The organism is Bacteroides sp. K03 (genome assembly GCF_019734355.1).
GTDB lineage: Bacteria > Bacteroidota > Bacteroidia > Bacteroidales > Bacteroidaceae > Bacteroides > Bacteroides nordii.
This window is the reverse complement of the sequence record NZ_JAASHC010000041.1, coordinates 1-19,863: the sequence shown is the minus strand read 5'-3', so window position 1 is coordinate 19,863 and position 19,863 is coordinate 1. Positions and strand designations below refer to the sequence as shown.

General features: G+C 39.8%; 14 protein-coding genes. 5 read left to right on the top strand and 9 right to left on the bottom strand.

The window, feature by feature from the left end; genetic code table 11:
• Position 1: 1 nt before the first annotated feature.
• Both icd and HCG69_RS19165 read right to left on the bottom strand, forming a co-directional pair.
• Complete coding sequence (icd, locus tag HCG69_RS19170) at positions 2-1,198, bottom strand: NADP-dependent isocitrate dehydrogenase (protein WP_221651367.1); 1,197 nt, start codon at positions 1,196-1,198, stop codon at positions 2-4.
• 64 nt (positions 1,199-1,262) lie between these two features.
• Positions 1,263-3,518 (bottom strand): aconitate hydratase, encoded by a 2,256-nt coding sequence (locus tag HCG69_RS19165; RefSeq protein ID WP_221651366.1) that lies wholly within the window; start codon positions 3,516-3,518, stop codon positions 1,263-1,265.
• A 218-nt stretch (positions 3,519-3,736) separates the two neighbouring features.
• Between HCG69_RS19165 and HCG69_RS19160 the strand changes: the two genes are divergently transcribed.
• Entirely contained in the window at positions 3,737-5,644 is a 1,908-nt protein-coding gene (locus HCG69_RS19160) for an AAA domain-containing protein (protein WP_221651365.1), read from the top strand.
• Between the two features lie 78 nt (positions 5,645-5,722).
• Here HCG69_RS19160 and HCG69_RS19155 read toward each other — a convergent pair whose 3' ends face one another.
• From HCG69_RS19155 to ilvD, 6 genes are all read right to left on the bottom strand, one after another.
• A complete protein-coding gene (locus tag HCG69_RS19155) occupies positions 5,723-7,630 on the bottom strand; it encodes an LruC domain-containing protein (protein ID WP_221651364.1) in 1,908 nt (635 codons plus the stop codon).
• 204 nt (positions 7,631-7,834) lie between these two features.
• A complete protein-coding gene (ilvC, locus tag HCG69_RS19150) occupies positions 7,835-8,881 on the bottom strand; it encodes a ketol-acid reductoisomerase (protein WP_002559445.1) in 1,047 nt (348 codons plus the stop codon).
• A 63-nt stretch (positions 8,882-8,944) separates the two neighbouring features.
• Positions 8,945-9,688, bottom strand: a complete 744-nt coding sequence (locus tag HCG69_RS19145; RefSeq protein WP_221651363.1) for an acyl-[acyl-carrier-protein] thioesterase — start codon at positions 9,686-9,688, stop codon at positions 8,945-8,947.
• A complete protein-coding gene (ilvN, locus tag HCG69_RS19140) occupies positions 9,681-10,250 on the bottom strand; it encodes an acetolactate synthase small subunit (RefSeq protein ID WP_221651362.1) in 570 nt (189 codons plus the stop codon). The genes HCG69_RS19145 and ilvN overlap by 8 nt, the downstream gene beginning before the upstream one ends.
• 106 nt (positions 10,251-10,356) lie before the next feature.
• A complete protein-coding gene (ilvB, locus tag HCG69_RS19135; RefSeq protein ID WP_221651361.1) occupies positions 10,357-12,051 on the bottom strand; it encodes a biosynthetic-type acetolactate synthase large subunit in 1,695 nt (564 codons plus the stop codon).
• Between the two features lie 80 nt (positions 12,052-12,131).
• Positions 12,132-13,931 (bottom strand): dihydroxy-acid dehydratase, encoded by a 1,800-nt coding sequence (gene ilvD, locus HCG69_RS19130; protein ID WP_221651360.1) that lies wholly within the window; start codon positions 13,929-13,931, stop codon positions 12,132-12,134.
• Between the two features lie 470 nt (positions 13,932-14,401).
• Here ilvD and HCG69_RS19125 point away from each other — a divergent pair, with 470 nt between their 5' ends.
• Positions 14,402-14,977: a peptidylprolyl isomerase gene (locus tag HCG69_RS19125; protein ID WP_221651359.1), complete on the top strand. Its 576-nt coding sequence runs from the start codon at positions 14,402-14,404 to the stop codon at positions 14,975-14,977.
• An 86-nt stretch (positions 14,978-15,063) separates the two neighbouring features.
• Here HCG69_RS19125 and HCG69_RS19120 read toward each other — a convergent pair whose 3' ends face one another.
• Complete coding sequence (locus tag HCG69_RS19120) at positions 15,064-16,350, bottom strand: serine dehydratase subunit alpha family protein (protein ID WP_221651358.1); 1,287 nt, start codon at positions 16,348-16,350, stop codon at positions 15,064-15,066.
• A gap of 740 nt (positions 16,351-17,090) precedes the next feature.
• On the opposite strand from HCG69_RS19120, the gene HCG69_RS19115 reads away from it, so the two are divergent.
• From HCG69_RS19115 to HCG69_RS19105, 3 genes are read left to right on the top strand one after another with little or no spacing between them, the layout of a single operon-like run.
• On the top strand, positions 17,091-18,089 hold the full coding sequence (locus tag HCG69_RS19115; protein WP_255586306.1) for a PCMD domain-containing protein: 999 nt from the start codon (positions 17,091-17,093) through the stop codon (positions 18,087-18,089).
• A gap of 8 nt (positions 18,090-18,097) precedes the next feature.
• Entirely contained in the window at positions 18,098-18,862 is a 765-nt protein-coding gene (locus tag HCG69_RS19110; protein WP_221651356.1) for a porin family protein, read from the top strand.
• A gap of 25 nt (positions 18,863-18,887) precedes the next feature.
• Positions 18,888-19,586 carry a calycin-like domain-containing protein gene (locus HCG69_RS19105; protein WP_221651355.1) on the top strand — a complete coding sequence of 233 codons (699 nt, stop codon included), beginning with the start codon at positions 18,888-18,890 and terminating at the stop codon, positions 19,584-19,586.
• Positions 19,587-19,863 lie beyond the last annotated feature (277 nt).

Sequence of the window (19,863 nt, the reverse complement as noted above, 5' to 3'; positions counted from 1 at the left end):
ATTAATTTATATTTTCTATTCTTTCAATAATCTCCCGCGTAAAAGCAGAAGTAGACAGAGCTTTACCCCCCGGCATAAACCGAGCCAGATCAGCTGTTGCACGACCATCCTCAAAGCTATGTTCCAGTGCTCTTACTATCAGGTCAGCAGCTTCCTGCCAACCAAAATACTCAAGCATCATCACAGCAGAAAGAACAAGCGAACAAGGATTCACAATATCCTTTCCGGCAATGTTAGGTGCAGTCCCGTGTGTTGCTTCAAAAATAGCATGCCCACTATCATAATTGATATTAGCACCAGGAGCTATACCAATACCGCCTACCATAGCTGCCAACTGATCAGAGATATAATCACCATTCAGATTGAGGGTGGCAACCACCGAATACTCTTCGGGCATTAACAAGGTATTTTGCAGAAAAGCATCTGCAATACAGTCTTTAACAATAAATCGTCCCTCTGCCAATGCATCACCAAATTCACGTTGTGCCAGTTCATACCCCCATTTTTTGAAACCACCTTCGGTAAATTTCATAATATTTCCTTTATGCACCAATGTCACAGAAGGTAAATGATGATCTAATGCATACTGACAAGCCGCCCTTACCAAACGTTCAGTACCTTCACGCGAAACCGGTTTTACACCAAAAGAAGACGTTTCCGGAAACCGTACTTTAGTTACTCCCATTTCATCACGTAAAAAATGATAAAATTTCTTCGCTTCAGGAGTACCCGCTTCCCATTCTATTCCTGCATAAATATCTTCTGTATTTTCACGGAAGATATGCATATTTACCTTCTCTGGTGCTATGACAGGCGAATGTACGCCTATGAACCAGCGAACGGGACGAAGACATACATACAAATCAAGAGTTTGGCGCAAAGCTACGTTCAATGAGCGTATGCCACCGCCCACCGGTGTAGTCAAAGGCCCCTTGATACCTATCAGATACTCTTTAAACTTCTCCATGGTCTCATCAGGAAGCCATGAACCGGTAATATTATATGCACGTTCTCCAGCCAAAACTTCTACCCAGTCTATTTTACGCTTTTCACCGTAAGCTTCTTTCACGGCAGTGTCCACAATGCTTTGCATGGCAGGAGTAATCTCCTCGCCTACCCCATCCCCTGTTATGAAAGGAACTGTAGGGATATCGGGTACTAATAATGTACCATCTGCTTGCTTAGTAATTTTGCTCATAATAAATAATGTGCCAATATGCCAATATTCAAAACATGTCAATTGGCTGGCGCGTGTTAATTGGTTAATTCTTTAATCCATTATTATTCAAGGCAGAACCGGCACGAAACCAGTCTATCTGTTGTTCATTATAAGTATGTTGCACAGCAAAACGTTCTTTCGTTCCGTCTTCATGATGGACAATCACTTCAAGATCACATCCTGGAGCAAAATTCTGTAAACCTATGACAGAAATTAAATCATGTTCCTGTATCCGATTATAATCATCCTTATCCTTGAAAGTAATAGCAAGCATACCCTGCTTTTTAAGATTTGTTTCATGGATACGGGCAAAACTCTTGGCAAGAATTACTTTCACATTGAGGAAACGAGGTTCCATAGCAGCATGTTCCCGGCTAGAACCTTCGCCATAGTTTTCTTCAGCAACCACAATCGAAGAAACTCCTTCAGATTTATACATCTTTGCCGTACCCGAAACTGGTCCATACGTATTTGTCAAACGATTCCAAACACTGTTCGTTTCACCATTAAAAACATTCACAGCTCCCATCAACATATTGTCTGAGATGTTTTCCAGATGCCCCCGAAAACGCAACCAGGGACCTGCCATAGAGATATGGTCGGTAGTACATTTCCCCTGAGTCTTAATCAAAAGAGGCATATTCAGTAAATCATTTCCATCCCATGCAGGGAAAGGGGTCAATAATTGTAAACGCGTTGAATGTGGATCCACCTTTATTTCAACCAGTGATCCAGCCGGAGCAAGATAGCCGTCGGAAGCCGAAGTGAAACCATGCACAGGCAATTCATCGCCTACCGGTTCGTTAAGCTTTACTTTCTCACCATCATGAGTGAGCAAACGGTCTTTCAGCGGATTGAAACAAAGATCACCGGCAATAGTCAACGCCATAACAATCTCAGGTGAGGCAACAAAAGCAAAGGTATTCGGATTTCCATCAGCACGCTTGGCAAAGTTACGATTGAAAGAAGTTACTATAGAATTCTTACGCATAGGGTCATCTGTATGTCTCTTCCACTGCCCGATACAAGGTCCACAAGCATTAGCCATAATTGTAGCACCAATTTGCTGAAAAAGAGTTATCATTCCATCGCGTTCAGCAGTAGCGTAGATTTGTTCACTACCCGGATTTACAATTAGTGGTGAAGAGATAGCAACATCTTTCTCCAATGCCTGCCGGGCAACAGAAGCAGCGCGACTGATATCCTGATAAGAAGAATTTGTACATGAGCCAATAAGCCCCACCTCCATCTTACGAGGATATCCATTCAGCAATACTTTTTCTGCAAATTCCGAAATAGGAGTAGCAGCATCAGGAGTAAAAGGTCCGTTAATATAGGGTTCTAATTCAGATAGATCTATTTCAATTATACGATCATAAAACTTCTCAGGAAGTGCCATTACTTCATCATCCGGACGAAGATCGGCAGCTACAGTTTCAGCCAACATTACAACCTCTTCGCGGCCAGTAGCACGTAGATAAGCAGCCATACGCTCATCATAAGGAAATAGTGAAGTAGTAGCACCTACTTCCGCCCCCATATTACAAATAGTAGCTTTTCCTGTAGCAGAAATAGATTCCGTACCGGGGCCAAAATATTCAATAATGGCATTTGTTCCCCCTTTCACGGTCAATATACCTGCCAGTTTCAGAATAACGTCTTTCGGGGCAGTCCAACCATTAAGTTCACCCGTCAAACGAACTCCAATCAACTTAGGCATCTTAAGCTCCCATTCCATACCCGTCATCACATCTACTGCATCAGCACCTCCCACACCTATTGCAACCATACCTAACCCACCGGCATTAGGAGTATGAGAGTCCGTTCCCACCATCATACCGCCAGGAAAAGCATAATTCTCCAATACTACCTGATGGATAATGCCAGCTCCCGGTTTCCAAAAGCCAATGCCATAGCGGGAAGAAACGTCACGCAGAAAATCATACACTTCTTCGTTTGTCCTGGTGGCAGTGGCAATGTCTTCGCGTGCACCTTTATAAGCTTGTATCAAATGATCACAATGTACAGTAGAAGGAACTGCAGCCTGTTCCTTTCCTGCATTCATAAACTGCAATAAAGCCATCTGCGCTGTAGCATCCTGCATTGCTACGCGGTCCGGACGGAAATTCACATAATCTTCCCCACGTTTATAATCTTTTAAAACAGCCTCATCAAAAAGATGAGTATACAAGATCTTTTCCGCCAACGTAAGCGGACGCTTCAATACTGCCCGCACATGCTCCATCTTCCCTTTATAAGCCGAATAGAAGCTCTTTATCATGTCTATATCATACACCATATGCATTAATATTTTTAAACTGTATATATAATATTAACGAACGAGAGACAGATAAGGTTTAACAAAATGAAATAAATATTCGAGACTGCAAAGAGAAGTGTTACCTTTGCGAAAAGATAAATTATAATCAGAATTATTTTCTCTGCTTAAAAAAAGAATCACGCTTTACAACATAGATTTGTTTTTTGAGCAATAGTGAATATTTTTTAGCAGACAGCATGGTTGAAAATAAAATAAATCCCGCATCTCCACTCCTTTCTCTCCAAAAGCAACAACTCCTGTTGCGTATGGAATATGAATGTGAGAAAGAAGAATTTAAGCGTCAGACAGAAACAATGGGAATCACCCGAAAGATAAAACGCGGGCTCTGCTGGTATCCTCTACTTGTTGGACGTAGTTATTATAATTCTTTAAACCAACTGGTAGCAGAAGTGATACGAACCGAAGATAAGGATATCGAGCATGCTTTTGAGTTCGGACGTCCTGTTTGTTTCTTTCAGCAGGAATATGATGGAAAAATCCATTATATGAATTTTACTGCAACAGTAAGTTATGCTGATGAAGAACGAATGGTAATCGCTCTACCCAATGCAGGTGCACTACTCGAAATACAAGGAACCGATCGGTTGGGGATACAACTTTATTTTGACGAGACCTCCTACCATACTATGTTTGAAGCATTGGAAGATGTAATCCGCGCCAAAAATAACCGATTGGCAGAACTGCGTGATACCCTCTTAGGAACTCTTCCTGTACATCAACGCGAGCTCTATCCTGTCCGTTTCCCATGGTTAAACTCTACTCAGGAGGAAGCTGTAAACAAGGTACTTTGTACTAAAGACGTAGCCATAGTCCATGGACCTCCCGGAACAGGAAAAACCACCACACTCGTTGAAGCTATTTACGAAACACTACATCGTGAAAATCAAGTACTCGTTTGCGCACAAAGTAACACTGCTGTAGACTGGATTTCAGAAAAGCTTGTAGACCGCGGTGTACCCGTACTTCGCATCGGTAATCCAACGCGTGTTAATGATAAGATGCTCTCGTTCACGTATGAACGCCGTTTTGAGAGTCATCCGGCCTATACCGAGTTATGGGGGATACGTAAATCTATCCGGGAAATGAACGGACGTATACGTAAAGGCAGTCATATCGAAAGAGAAAATATGCGCAACCGTATCAGCCACCTGCGTGACCGTGCCACAGAGTTGGAAATACTTATCAATGAAGATCTGTTTTCTTCAACCCGGGTGGTTGCATCAACTCTTGTCAGCAGTAACCACCGGATTCTTAATGGACGTCGTTTCAGTACACTGTTCATTGATGAAGCTGCACAAGCATTAGAAGCAGCATGCTGGATTGCTATCCGCAAAGCAGATCGTGTAATCTTTGCCGGTGATCATTGCCAGTTACCTCCTACAATCAAATGTATTGAAGCTGCTCGTGGTGGTTTGGATCACACATTGATGGAAAAAGTAGTAGCTAATAAGCCAATTTCCGTTTCTTTATTAAAGGTACAATACCGTATGAACGAGTCCATCATGCGTTTTCCTTCAGAATGGTTTTATAACAATCAGTTAGAATCTGCTCCTGAAATACGTCAACGCGGTATTCTTGATTTCGATACCCCTATGATCTGGATCGATACCTCAGAAATGGAATGCCACGAAGAGTTTGTTGGTGAAAGTTTCGGACGTATTAATAAACCAGAAGCAAACTTGTTACTGCAAGAGCTGGAAAGTTATATTCAAAAAATAGGAGAAAACCGGGTATTAGACGAACAAATTGATTTTGGGCTCATTTCTCCGTACAAAGCACAAGTACAATATTTACGAAACAAAATAAAAAGTAGTAGTTTTTTCAGGCGCTTCCGGTCATTAATTACCGTTAATACAGTAGATGGCTTTCAAGGTCAGGAAAGAGATGTCATTTTTATCAGCCTCGTACGCGCCAACGAAAGCGGGCAGATTGGTTTCCTTAATGATTTACGAAGAATGAATGTTGCTATTACCCGGGCACGAATGAAATTAGTAATATTAGGAAATGTTACGACCCTGACTAAACATACTTTTTATCACAAATTAATGGAATATATCCAAAAAGAGACAGCTATACGCTTATAAACCATCCTACCTATAAAAACAACCGGGTGATATTATTCAAAGATAATACCACCCAGCTATCACATTAATGTGTATCTATTACTTGTACCAATCTTTATTAGTTGTACCATTCGACTTAGCCCAATCCGCAAAGCGAGGATAAGACTTGTCTACTGATATCTTTTCTTCTGTACTGAATTTTTCAGCATCTGCCATATGGATAGCATATGGATAATTATTAGCAGAAATATAATAAACACCTTTTTCTACTTCAGAAAGATCAGCACCTGTATGGAATAATGTCATATCCGCTTTCTCCGTCGGTTTATGGTTTACCAGATGAACCTCAATGCGCCCCTTGTCCATATTCTTATGAATAAAAATAAACGAATTGTATGGAGCAACATCAAACTGGCTATGATCGACCGGTTTTTTGAAAGAATTCCTGACTTTATAAACAGAAGTATAAGTGTTATTCCCCGTTACTTCACTGGCATCATTAAACAATGATATAGTGGCCATATTTATATCCTTGTCAAGTCCTTGATTACTCCAGCCAGAAGCACCTTCTACAACTTCACATTCCACATTAGAACGTTCAGTATTCATCTGATAAGCAAATCCATTATGATAAAGTGCCCCTGCCCAAAGAGCAGTAAAAGTATCTTCTGTGGAAAGAACTTCATTCTTTGTGTTATAGTACATTACAGAGTTATACTTCAGAATCATATCATTCAAATCATAATCACCCTTATCAGGCCAGTTATCCTCAAAAGCCAGGATTCCTTTATAAGTTACACGATAGGCTATCGAGTTATCATCTTCCGGCTCTGAAGGTTTTACTTCAGGCAGTTCTGGGGTTACAATTGCTTCTATCGGATTAGACCATACATTGAACTGTACATCATTGTAATCCTCATCTGTCCAGTCTTCAAACGAAAGTACGATGAAGTCATTTATTCTAAAGGCTACAGTGTGTGTGCGTCCATCAGAGTTCAAACTGGTCGTGGAATAGAATTCTTTATATCTGGTAGCAACCGTACCTTTTCTGAAAGCATCATTATTGATAAACCAGCCAATTTTTGTTCCATTCGGAAAATCCGTTCCCTGATCTACTCCATTTTCGTCAATATAATGCAATTTTACGCATTCTCCCCCTTTAATACCAACACCTGTTTTTGTGTTAGGGAATACAACATACTTTTTGGCCTTTTTGATAGCTGCGTCCGAGTCTCCTTCTTTATAACAATAATATCCAAAAGCACTCGCGGCAGCACTTGTCCCTCCAATAAAACGTACTTTAACCTCTGATTTTCTTCCTTTCGGATCATTTAATACAAAATCAGCAGACTGACGATACTTAGAAGGACAAGTTCCTCCTTCCGGGATAGTCTTATTGATTGTACTTAATATAGACTCAGATAAACTGAGCTGCCCTTCACTGTCCAAATAATTTGGACGACCATTTACATCCCATGTCCCTAATATATTATAATTAGAAGGTACATTCTCAAATTCTCCACTGGCACGTGTCTGTGGAATAGCATCAGCCATTGTATCCCAATTGATGTCAGCATCAATCACCTCCCCCTTAAATGAAGCCTTATACAACATAGGTACCCCGATATAGGAGGTATAAATATAAACATCACTAACATGATCCGATGAAATCGTTTCCAAAGAACGGTATTCCCCCTTTTCATCTGTCATACGTTTAACTACGGGTTCAATATCCATACGTTTTACAACTTGCCCTTCAGCATCAGTAATAAACGGATTTTCAGTATAAACCTCAAAAAGAACTTTATATCCTTTAGGAACATCGTAATTCACATTCAACTGAATGGACTCAGTAGTAGCAAAATCAAAAGTATTGGGAGTGTCAGAATTAACGTCCCCAGGTTCAGAAAGGTCAGTATCATTATTAATACAACCTACAAGAATAGAAGTCATCAGCAAGCAAAATATTGCTCCTGAATACATAAAGGAGATACACTTCTTTACCATATTAGTTATTCGTTTTGTTTGTTTTCAGTTAATCGCCACAAATATACATATAAACTTGTAATATTTATCCATACCATATACTATTTTTTTATACAGAAATCAAACCTTTAACTAATATCCGGCTTAGTACTCTATCATACAGCAAAATAAAAGGAGGGAAACTAACGTCCCCCTCCTTTACAAAAGTTGTATATTTTATCCAGATTAGTTATTTTCCGGACGAAGTTTACGAACAACCGCACCAGCTTGCCACATTTCACTTTCACGTAATGCTTTCAGCTCAGCATCCAAACCTTCACGATAATCCGGTTTAGAGTTTGTATCAATAGAGCGTTGTGCTTCGTTACCACATTTTACTTCACTATACAGCTTTTCAAATACTGGTTTTGTAGCATCATGGAACGGCCCCATCCAGTCGAGAGCACCACGTTGAGCAGTAGTAGAGCAGTTTGCATACATCCAATCCATACCATTCTTTGCAAATAATGGCATCAACGACTGAGTCAATTCTTCAACAGTTTCGTTGAAAGCCTCAGAAGGAGTATGACCATTCTCACGCAACACTTCGTATTGAGCCAGCAACAATCCTTGAATAGCACCCATCAACGTACCACGTTCTCCTGTCAGGTCAGAGTAAACTTCACGTTTGAAGGTAGTTTCAAACAAATAACCAGAACCTACACCGATACCCAGTGCAATCACTCTATCCCATGCTTTACCTGTCGCATCCTGGAAGATAGCAAAAGAAGAGTTCAACCCACGACCTTCGAGGAACATAGTACGAAGAGACGTACCCGACCCCTTCGGAGCTACAAGAATTACATCTACATCAGCAGGAGGAACAATGCCTGTACGTTCTTTGTAAGTAATACCGAAACCGTGAGAGAAGTAAAGTGCTTTACCCGGAGTCAGATTCTTCTTCACAGTAGGCCATACTTCGATTTGGGCTGCATCAGAGAGCAGGTATTGAATAATGGTTCCACGCTGGCATGCTTCGTCAATATCAAACAATGTCTCACCAGGTACCCAACCGTCAGCAACTGCTTTTTCCCAAGTTTTACCACCTTTACGCTGTCCTACGATTACATTAAAACCATTGTCGCGCAAATTTAACGACTGGCCAGGGCCCTGTACACCGTAACCGATAACAGCGATTGTTTCGTTTTTCAATACTTCACGAGCTTTCTCCAACGGAAATTCTTCACGGGTTACTACATTTTCAGTAACACCGCCAAAATTCATTTGTGCCATTTTTGTTTTCAGTTTTAAATGGTGGCATAGCCACCTGTTCATTATTTATAATCTAATTTTCTTCTATTCAAACAGTACTTTAGAACGACAAACGACCTCGTTTCCATTCTTTTTCACCTCTACATGATATTCATTTTCATTCACCTCTTCCTGAAAGAAAGAGAGTTCATCACCGTAATAACTTTCGGCAACATAAGCCATTTCAAAACGCCGGATATGTTTTGTCTTATACAATTCTATCGGAAACAAATCCAGAATATGCTCAATATAACGAATACTGTTTACATGTCCATTAATATCAATGTCACTATATTTAGCTGTAAGCGTAGCCGCAGGTTCTGTAACGGTCACCTTAATACGTGAAGGCTTCTCTATCGGACAAGGTTCATCACAAACATAATCCACAATACTTCCTCCATGTAGTGTAAGCAAATCGGCCGGCTTACGGGTATTCAGATTTATCATAGCCCATACAGAACGGGCATATCCGATTTTCTTTCCGTCTTTATTGATTATTGCAAAATTACGATCTGTAAAAAGGCGGTATACATTTTCTACCCATGTCTGAACACCAAATTCCTCATACTGATAAGGCATTTCATCCAATTCAATAGCTAAGCGGGAAAGCACCCAGGTATAATTATCCTCATTTAAAGTTGCGATTCCAAACCCACGGTCGCTGGCATGAAAACCTGCACAGTTAAGCAAATGATTCCCCAGCACGCCCATTGTCAGACGCCCGTTAAAATCTACATGAAACGGCTCTGCTATAAATTTATAGCTTCCAATTTTATTATTCTCACTCATTTTCCTGTTGATTCTTACTTAGGTTATATCTTGCCTCCCGGTCCGCCAGAAATTCATTTACCCGTTCAAAGCAGCTGGTAGTAATAGCTACACGTCCCGAACGTACAAATTGCAATACACAACCCAATGTACGTAATTCATCATAAAGAGCTGTGATATCTTCTCCCCGTCCATTCTTCTCAACAATAGCAAATACAGGGTTTACCTCCACAATACGTGCATTGTATTTTCTGATTATCCGGGAAGCATCCGGATTGGATTGAAATTCCGGAATAGATACTTTATATAGAGCAATCTCATGAAAATAAATCTCATCATCAGTAAAATAATGTGCCTGCAACACATCTATCTTCTTTTCAATCTGTTTAACAACTTTCTCGATTGTATCTTTATCCGTCCAGGCAGTAATCGTATACTTATGTACCCCTTTAATGGAAGAGGCAGACACATTTAAACTCTCGATATTAATCTGACGACGTGTAAATACAGCCGTTATCTGATTCAACAAACCTGCAATATTCTCCGAATGAACAATCAGCGTATATAATGTCTTATCACTCATAATCTTATTTAGTTAATTGAAAATTGAAAGTTGAAAATTGAAAGTTGAAAGTGAGATTACGCTATCAGACTGCATAGCCATTTTCAACTTTCAATTTTCAACTAATTCAGCACTCCAACAGCATCTGATTCACCGAACCACCCGGAGGGGTCATTGGCAATACATTTCCCTCTTCAATCACACAAGCTTCCAGCAGATACGGTCCATCGGTTGCAATCATTTCTTCGATAGCCTCTGCCAGTTCTTCACGCGTCATTACCCGCCGGGATGGAATATCATAAGCGGAAGCAATTTTCATATAGTCCGGATTCAACATCGGCGTAAAAGAGTATTTACGGTTGAAAAACATCGCCTGCCATTGACGTACATTTCCCAAAAAGTTATTGTTCAATACGATAATCTTTACCGGTGCCTTCTGTTCCATGATAGTACCCAACTCCTGAATATTCATTTGAAGACCACCATCTCCCATAAAAACACAAACCGTACGGTCCGGACGTCCAAAGGTAGCACCAATAGCTGCCGGAAGGCCAAATCCCATCGTTCCCAATCCTCCGGAAGTAATAATACTACGATCTTTCGTATATTTAAAATACCGGGCAGACATCATTTGATTCTGGCCAACATCGGTTACAAGGATCGCTTCATTATTAGTAGCTTCGCTCACAGCACGTACCACTTCACCCATAGAGAGTGTGTCATTCATAGGATGAAGTTCCGGACGAATAACTTTTTCCTCTTCCATCCGTTCATAATCCGTGAAGCTTTCCAGCCATTCAGTGTGTGTATTGGGCTGAAGCAGTTCTGTTACTGCAACCAACGTTTCTTTGCAATCGCCTAACACAGCTACATCTGCATATACATTTTTATTAACTTCAGCCGGATCAATATCAAAATGAATCACTTTTGCCTGTTTGGCATAGGTAGCAAGATTACCTGTTACGCGGTCGTCAAAACGCATGCCCACGGCAATAAGCACATCGCATTTATTTGTATTAATATTAGGCCCCAAATTTCCATGCATCCCCAACATCCCTTTATTCAGAGGATGTTCAGTAGGTAAAGCAGACAATCCGAGCAACGTACATCCAGCAGGTATTCCAGCCTTTTCGATAAAAGTACGCAATTCCTGTTGAGCATTTCCTAGCTCCACACCCTGCCCAACAAGCACCAACGGACGTTCTGCCTTATTAATCAAATCGGCAGCCATCTTCACAGATTCCGGATCGGTATCAGGTACAGGAACATAACTACGAATATAATCCAGTTTAGCAGGAGCATATTCAGCTTTTTCTACCTGTGCATTTTTTGCAAAGTCAAGAACAACAGGACCGGGACGTCCACTTTTTGCAATATAGAAAGCACGTGCCACAGCCCATGGGACATCCTCTGCACGACGAATCTGATAACTCCATTTGGTTATAGGTTGGGTAATACCAACAAGATCTACCTCCTGAAAAGCATCTGTCCCCAAAAATGCAGTTCCTACCTGACCAGCTATCACAACAACAGGAGTACTGTCAATCATGGCATCAGCAATACCTGTTATAGTATTAGTAGCACCAGGACCACTGGTTACCAGGCAGACCCCTACTTCACCCGACGAGCGTGCAAAACCCTGTGCTGCATGAGCAGCCCCCTGTTCGTGTCGAACCAAAATATGGTTCAATGTTTCTCTATGATCATACAGAGCGTCGAACACCGGCATAATAGAACCTCCCGGATAACCAAAAATGGTTTTCACTCCCTGATACTCAAGAGAACGCATCAATGCCTCTGAGCCTGATATTAGTTCTTTCATCTATATATTTACGATTAGACAATTTACTATTTACGATTGAAATTACTTCAACTCTAAATCCTAAATCTAAATTCATACTTCTAAATCATTCTTACAGCTCCCTTATCAGCGGAGCTTACCATACTGGCATAAGCCTTCAAACTTTTCGGAACATTACGTTCGCGGGTCACAGGAGTCATGGGACGAGCAGCCAACTCTTCATCGGTCAGTTTCACATTAATGGTACGTTCCGGGATATTGATTTCAATAATATCTCCATCCTGAATTTTTCCGATATTCCCGCCGGCTGCAGCTTCGGGAGAGATATGCCCGATACTCAGTCCGGATGTACCACCACTAAAACGACCATCCGTAATCAAAGCACATTCTTTTCCAAGATGACGGGATTTAATATAAGAAGTAGGATACAGCATTTCCTGCATACCTGGACCACCTTTGGGACCTTCATTCGTAATAACCACCACATCACCACTCACCACCTTGCCTCCGAGGATACCCTCACAAGCTGCCTCTTGCGAATCAAATACTTTGGCCGGTCCCGAAAACTTCCAGATACTTGCATCTACGCCTGCTGTTTTCACGACACAGCCATCCTGAGCTATATTTCCTTTCAGTACTGCCAGACCACCATCTTTGCTATAAGCATGTTCCAAGTCACGGATACACCCTTCGGCACGATCCGTATCAAGCTCTTTATAAGATGCATGCTGAGACCCAAGTACAAGATTAAATTTGCCGGCTGCAGCACTTGAATATTTTTTTATCGCTTCATCACAAACGTCAGAACTGGTTATACTGTATTTATCAATAGCCTCAGCCAATGTCATTCCATCTACACGCAGAACGGTTGTGTCTACCAATCCGCCCTTAGCCAATTCATCCATTATAGCAATGATACCTCCGGCGCGATTCACATCCTGTATATGATATTTCTGTGTATTAGGAGCTACCTTACAAAGACATGGGCTCTTACGGGACAACATATCAATATCATCCATCTTAAAATCCACCTCTGCCTCATGGGCAACAGCAAGCAGATGGAGTATTGTATTAGTAGAACCACCCATAGCAATATCCAGCGTCATTGCATTCAAAAAAGCTTCACGCGTTGCTATACTTCGCGGCAATACACTTTCGTCGCCTTCTTCATAATATTTAAAAGCATTCTCTACTATCAATTTTGCTGCATCTTTAAAGAGTTGCTTACGATTCTCATGTGTAGCCACAATGGTACCATTGCCGGGAAGTGCCAAACCAATCGCCTCATTCAGACAGTTCATTGAATTGGCCGTAAACATACCCGAACAACAACCACAGGTAGGACAAGCATGTTGTTCTATTTTAGCAACTTCATTATCGCTCACACTCTCGTCGGCCGATTTAATCATAGCATCAATCAAGTCAAGATGCTGGCCATCCCATTCACCGGCTTCCATCGGACCACCCGATACAAAAACAGTAGGAATATTCAATCGCATAGCAGCCATAAGCATACCTGGAGTGATTTTGTCACAATTACTAATACAAATCATTGCATCTGCCTTGTGAGCATTCACCATATACTCAACACTATCAGCTATAATATCACGGGAAGGAAGTGAATAAAGCATACCATCATGTCCCATTGCTATACCATCATCAATAGCAATTGTGTTGAATTCCGCTGCAAAGCATCCCAACTTCTCTATTTCAGTTTTCACCTGTTGCCCTATCTCATGCAAGTGTACATGTCCCGGAACAAATTGTGTAAACGAATTGACAATAGCTATAATGGGTTTTCCCATTTGTTCTTTCTTCATGCCATTGGCTGCCCATAAAGCGCGAGCACCCGCCATACGGCGGCCTTGTGTACTGGATGAACTGCGTAACTGCTTTTTCATTTCCTGTTTTCCTTTTAATTAAAGAGCCTTCCTCACTGTTGTGAGAAAGGCTCTAATATTATCTTTTATGATACGAATACATACACAACCTTCCTCACGCTCTTGATGGAACCACCACGACGCGAATAATATGCAGGACTGTCAGGTTTATAGATGTATGGATATTCATATCTTAATTTTCTCTGTTTATTGTGCTGCAAAGGTAAGGGCTTTTTTATTATCTCCAAACAAATTGAAGAAAAAAATCATCTAAAAACGAACAATCGTAAGAAAACAAAGGAATAATATCCTTTTTTATCACTTAAATAACACTTTTCACCACAGAGTAACACTGAGTTTCACAGAGAATTAACCATTAAATTCATCTATAAACAATAAACTCTGTGAAACTCTATGCTACTCTGTAGTGAAATTCGTATCTTTGCAGCTACGCGGATTATGCGTAAGTACTAACTATATACAAAAAACAAATGGAAACAGTAGAAAACAAGTACATCACTGTAGCGTACAAGCTGTACACAATAGAAGATGGAGAAAAAGATTTAGTAGAAGAAGCAAAAGCAGAAAATCCATTCCAGTTCATTTCCGGTTTGGGTACTACGCTCGAAGCTTTCGAAAGCCAGATAGCCTCACTCAACAAAGGAGATAAATTTGAATTCATCATCCCGTCACAAGAAGCTTACGGTGAGTACAACGAAGAACATGTACTGGATTTACCGAGACACATCTTTGAGATTGATGGTAAATTCGATAGTGAACGTATCTACGAAGGTAGTGTAGTACCTTTGATGGACGCCGAAGGTCATCGTATGAACGGAACAGTAGTAGAAGTAAAGCCTGATACAGTAGTAGTTGACATGAACCACCCATTGGCAGGAGCTGATTTAAACTTCGTGGGTGAAGTTACAGAAAGTCGTCCGGCTACAAACGAAGAAATACAGGAAGTCGTAAATATGATGGGCGGTGGCGGCTGTAGCTGCGGTTGTGGAGACTGTGGTAGCGGCTGCGGTGACCATGAATGTGGAGATGGTTGCGGATGCCATTAATTTAGTTGAAAATTGAAAGTTGAAAATTGAAAGTTAGCTGCGCTATCACACTGCATAGTAATTTTCAATTTTCAACTTTCAATTCCCTAACAGTTCTTATGTGTCATTATGTCCAATACCACTCTATCCGTTTCATTCATTCCCTGCGAACCAATACGGGTTAGGTTACGAATACTTTGATCCACATCTTTGTCTATAATACCCTCTACAGATGTAACACAGCGATTCTCCATTGCCATTACAGCAGATAAAACAGCAGTAGAAACTCCCGTTGCCACTTTTAATGCACAACTGGGTTTTGCACCATCGCAAATCATTCCGGTTAAGTTAGCAATCATATTTTGTACAGCGAAAGCAACTTGTTCATAGCTTCCTCCCATCAGCCATGTTATACCACAACTGGACCCCGTTGCAGCTACTACACAACCACAAAGAGCTGATAAACGCCCCAGACTTTGCTTTATATAGATCACCGTGAGATGACTCATCATCAAGGCTCTGATTAATTCCTCTTCTGATTTTCCATTCTCTTCAGCAAAGACAAGTACAGGTAAAGTAGCCGAAATACCCTGATTACCACTTCCCGAATTACTCATTACAGGAATCATAGCCCCTGCCATACGGGCATCACAAGCTGCCGAAGTATAAGAAAGAATGTGAGAAAACACACTATCGCCCATAATCTGATGTTCATACCTCCCCCGGAGCATTCTTCCCAATGCATGTCCATACTCTCCATGAAAAGATTGCTCGGCAGCAGCCTTATTTAGACGGGCAGTCTCAAGGATAAAGCGAATTTCATCCAAGGGAGCTTCCAAAGCAAAATCATACACCTTTCTCAGATTTAGTTCCAAAGGTTCTTGTTCGTCTTCCTCTGTTCCGGATTGTTGTTTATCAAGCAATACTTCTTCACCACGCGCTATATATATAAAGGTAGTATGCCCCCCGGCAATAATTGCTGTAGCAGTTTTATCTCCCGCCTCACAAATTACTTCAATATAAAGTTTCTCCGCTATATCCTCTTTTAATGAAATACAAATACGTTTTTCATCAATAAATCGCTTACCTTGCTCCACAGCTTCCGGTGTACTATCTCTCAACACTTCAAGCTGGTATTCTGATTTTCCGATAATAGCACCCAAAGCCACTGCAATAGGAAGCCCGATCATACCTGTTCCCGGAATACCCACCCCCATTGCATTCTTTAAAATATTAGCACTCAAAAGAACTTTTATATTTTTGGGGATTGCGCCAAGTGTTTCTGCTGCTTTCGATACACATAATGCTACCGCAATGGGCTCCGTACAACCAATAGCCGGAATAACTTCGCGTTGTACTAAATCTATTATCTGTTTCCTTTCTGACTCAATCATGAATTTTCTCTTTTTTAAAATTTCTACAAAAGTAAAGAATATACTTATAAACATGAATTATATTTTCAAGTTTTACACAAAATATCGAGATATTATATACCTATACCAAAGCCCCCTTAATTTCTTTTTTATTCAACTGCTTTCTTGCTAACAATGAAAGGCTATAACATACAAAATAAACTTAGGTATTTAACTATACGTTAAATACCTAATTAACAAGCTATTAAATACGTACTTTTACATACATAAAGTACGTACTTTTGTAAAACACTATAGTACAAATACATACATAATATTTTATATCTTTTGTGCCTATACATCTTTTAGTATACTCACATATATTATCCCCGATCATTTACTATAATAAATTCGAGGTTATTTTAGGATTAGACCACAAAATCAAAAGAATAGACCTGCATTTAATCCGATTCACAGGCATTATTTTAAGGAATAGTACAAAAAGAACATAAAATAAGGAAAGCAAGATTTGATATATGAAATTTTAAACTTAACTTTGCACCAAAGTTTTCTCAAAATAGTCTATATTATAAATTTATAATCAATAATTTAACGGAATGAGATTTAGAACTATAATAATAAGTATGTGCATTTGTCTAAGTTTTAGCTCTTGCATACGTGAAGAAGCGGCTAACACTGAAGCTGATATCGAATCTTGTACAGTTTCCGATCCCTCAGTGTTGAAAATGCAGCCAATTATTACTAATAATACGGTAATAATCATGGCACAATCAACCATTGACATCACGCACTTTGCTCCTGAATTCACATTAACAAAAGGGGCCACTATTGAACCGCCCAGCGGAACAGTAAGAGATTTCTCAAATCCACAAACTTATATAGTAACATCGGAAGACAGACAGTGGAAAAAGGAATATACTGTCTACGTTGATATTTCTGATATTAAATTGGATTTTAATTTTGAGCATTGGGAAATAATAGAAGGAGCCAGAGGTAAACAATGGCACGGCTTTTATGAAATCTCAGAACAGGAGCAGAAACAGTTTATTTGGGCAACAGCTAACAGTGGATATGCCCTGACTGGTTATGTTACTCCCGAAGGAGAAAAACTCACTAATCCTCTTATTTACCCAACTACCTCCTATGAAGCCGGACATTCCGGAAAAGGGGTGAAACTTGAAACCAAACCGACCGGTGCATTCGGTGATATGGTAAGAATGCCGTTAGCTGCCGGAAATTTATTTATAGGTTCCTTTGATGCCACAGTAGCAGGTCAAGGTCCTGAAGAGGCATTAAAGTCAACATTATTCGGACTTCCTATCGCTTACAGTCCTAATAAAAAACCTAAAGCTTTTAATGTATGGTATAAGTATACTCCCGGAGAAGTATTCAGAAATGAACAAAAAGAAGAAGTACCAGGTAAGGAAGATATATTCGATATGTATTCAATTCTTTATGAGCCAACCGATGGTAAAATCCTGGATGGTTCTATTCAGTTCGATGATCCTTGCATTATAGCTATCGCCCGTATTAAAAATGCCAAACCCGCTTCTGACTACACATACCGATCAATACCTTTTGAATACCGTAAAGAAATTGATCCATCCAAACTCGTAACAGGCAAGTATTATACAGCAATTGTATTTTCGTCCAGTCTGGAAGGAGCATATTTCAGAGGTGCTATCGGAAGTACCCTTATCATTGATGAGGCTACAATTGAACTCGAAGACATAGAAAACATAGAAGATCATCTTAATTAAAACTATCAATGAACAAGAAAATAACCTTTATACTTCTGTGCCTAATTGTAGCTAATATTGCTCAAGCTCAGGAAGATCGTAACAAGAATATTCTTAAATCACTGACAATAGGACTTGAATATCGTTTAAAAGCCGGATTTAACATAGGTGGGACATCTCCCATCCCCCTACCTGTTGAAATAAGAAAAATCAATAGTTATAAGCCTACAACAGCCTTCTCTATAGAAGGAGATGTAGTAAAAACGTTCGATAATAAGTGGGGAGTTAGCGCAGGGATCCGTTTAGAGACAAAAGGTATGGAAACGGATGCTACTGTGAAAAACTATCACATGAAAATGATTGCCAGTGACGGCGGCGAAATGGAAGGACAATGGACAGGAGGTGTAACAACGACCGTTAAACAATCACTGTTAACTGTCCCTGTTTTAGCTCTTTATAAAGTGAGTAAGCGTTGGGAATTAGAGTTAGGACCCTGGTTTTCTTACGTTCTATCAGGTGAGTTCTTTGGAGAAGCCTACGACGGTTATCTCAGAGACGGTGATCCGACAGGAGAAAAAGCAAATGTAAGTTCTGCTACCTACAACTTTAATGATGATTTAAGACGTTTCCAATGTGGTATGCAATTAGGTGCGCAATGGAGAGCCTTTTCTCATCTAAATGTAACCGCCAGCCTTACCTGGGGGGTAGTACCTATTTTCAAAAAAGATTTTGATACCGTTACATTTAATATGTTTCCTATTTACGGAAACATTGGTTTCGGTTATGTGTTCTAAAGAATAAACGATAAAAGAAAAAATTATGAAGAAAAAATTACTTACAGCAATTATTGCGTTCATAGCAATCACAATGTCCTCATCGGCTTACGCACAAGTAAGTCAGACAGCAGCAGGAACTTACGCAGGTACATTAGAAGTCTATATGATGGAACCTAATAAGATTCCTTTGGGAAGCAGTGCAGAGAATATATATCTGACTTCTACAGATGCTAATCATGTTACATTAGAAATCAGGAATTTCTCATTCCCATTAGTGGGAGAATTAGGAGATATAGTTATCCCGGATGTAGCTTTAGAAGAAGAAGGAGATGTTATTAATATTCTTCCCAAAACAGTAAAAATTACTCTAAAAGTAGTAGGTGAAGTTAATGTGATCTTGAATAAATCAACCATTAAAAATAAAGAGATAACATTGTCTCTTAATGTAGAAACAACACCTCCTTATCCGGATATGTATATTTATGTAGACTTCAAAGGAACAATGAATGCAACTGGTATCTCAGACGTAACTATAAATAAACCTACAGTTTATTATAATCCTTCAATAGATGCTTTAATGGTGCAAGGTGCAGAAAATCAAAAGTATGATATATATAATGTCACTGGTATGCAAATCCTATCAGGAGTTTTAAATACAGAAGAAGTTAGTGTATCTACTCTATCCAGAGGTTTGTATCTTATAAAGATTGGTAATACTACGGTAAAATTTATAAAAAAATAAACTCAAAATATCCCTAAAATAAAAGCTCCCTACAGATTATTTTTCTAAATCTGTAGGGAGCTTTTATTTTGGTTCATTACTTCTCATTGCGTTAACACCGTTAACGAAGTTTTTAACATTCAAATTCTTACCTTACAAGATTGTACACTTTAATACCACAAGAATGTACAACCTTATATGTTAAAAGTGTACATTTAACAGGTTCTTCTTCAATTTAGTTGAACCGTGTTTGATAAGTCACTTTTGCAAAGTAGGCTCTATGGGATTCAAAATCATC